The following is a 1,687-nucleotide window of genomic DNA, read 5'->3' on the forward strand; positions in this document are numbered from 1 at the left end:
AAAGTTGTAATCTTCTTTTGGTTTTATGGTAGAATATCAATGTTAAATTATGTATTTTGTCGAATTTATTAAAGTATTACTTTTTCAAGTTTTTAAGAATTAAAATTTAATATAGGGGTATGATGGGATGGGAAGAAAAGCTTTTTTACTGTTAGTGATCCTATTAATTTGCTTTGGATCTTTTTCAAAAGGTAGTTTTGCTTATGAAGTAGAAAGTTCAAACACAAGGGATTTTAGTTATTTCTTTATTCATTATAATGGTGAAGAAAAAAAGATCGTATTTAATGAACATGTAACATTGACATTAACTGGTTGGACAGATGAATCGAAATCATCTGTTCATGGAAAAATTGACATTCATACTGATTCTACCAATCAAACAGAGGACATCACGATTAATGTTACCGATGAACTAAATGAATTTGCTGTAAAGGAAAATGAAAGTATTCAGTATAGATTAGCTGTATCTGATTCATTTAAACTTGAAGATGTACACCCTCTTAAGTTTCATGATCAAATTTCAGTGATATCTGAAAACGAAAATGGGACTTCCATTGAAGTAGTAAAAACGATTGATGAATATGGTACTGTTATTGATAAAAAGGATTTAACTTACTACGAAACTGTTGAAAATCAAAAAAAAGCGATTTCTAAAGAAGAATATGATTCTTTAAATCCCGTTTTAGATTCATCAGCTGAGGTTCAATCTTCAGAGTATCCCCCAATTGTTAGTGTGGGTAGTTCTGAGGAAGTAACTCCGTCTATTCACTATGCTGCCCATGTACAGGACATTGGATGGCAAAAACCCGTATCTGATGGAGAAATGGCAGGTACAAATGGACAAGCAAAACGCATAGAAGCAATACAGATTTTCTTGGACAATGCCCCATATAGTGGAGGGATCTCCTACAAGACCCATGTGCAAGATTATGGGTGGTTAGATAGCGTTTCTGATGGAAAAATTAGCGGTACAACTGGAGAAGGTAAACAAGCTGAAGCGATTCAAATGAACTTAACAGGAGAAATAGCAAATTATTACGATATTTATTATCGTGTCCACTCACAAGATTATGGGTGGTTAGGTTGGGCAAAAAATGGTGAATCTGCAGGTACAGAGAGACTTGCGAAACAATTGGAAGCAATTGAGATTGTCTTAGTTAAAAAAGGTGGAGAAGCCCCTGGTTCAACAGATCAACCATTTTTAATAAAACAAACTGTCGTTTATTCAACGCATGTTGAAACATACGGCTGGATGGGTTACGTATCTAATGGAAAGATGAGCGGAACCAAAGGGGAAGCGAAACGTATTGAAGCTATTAAGATTGATTTACAAGATCCGTCTTATAGTGGCGATATTACCTATTCAACTCATGTACAAGATTATGGCTGGCTGGCTAGTGTTTCTAATGGAGAAATTAGTGGTACAACTGGGAAAGGTAAGCAAGTTGAAGCGATTCAAGTGAACTTAACTGGAGAAATGGCAAAACATTACGATATTTATTATCGTGTTCATTCACAAGATTATGGCTGGCTTGGCTGGGCAAAAAATGGTGAATCTGCGGGTACAGAAGGACTAGCGAAACAAGTGGAAGCAATTGAAATTGTCATAGTCGAAAAAGGCGGAAAAGCTCCTGGTTCAACAGAAAAACCATTTTTAACAAAACCAATTGTCGTTTATTCAACGCAT

Annotated in this window: 1 pseudogene; it reads left to right on the forward strand. The window is 35.3% G+C overall.

Going from position 1 to position 1,687, the window contains the following annotated elements:
• Window positions 1-127: 127 nt before the first annotated feature.
• Window positions 128-1,687 (forward strand): annotated as a pseudogene (locus tag V7150_RS09200) (hypothetical protein); the annotation flags it as partial.

This window comes from Neobacillus drentensis (genome assembly GCF_036965245.1).
GTDB classification, from domain to species: Bacteria; Bacillota; Bacilli; order Bacillales; family Cytobacillaceae; genus Neobacillus; species Neobacillus drentensis_G.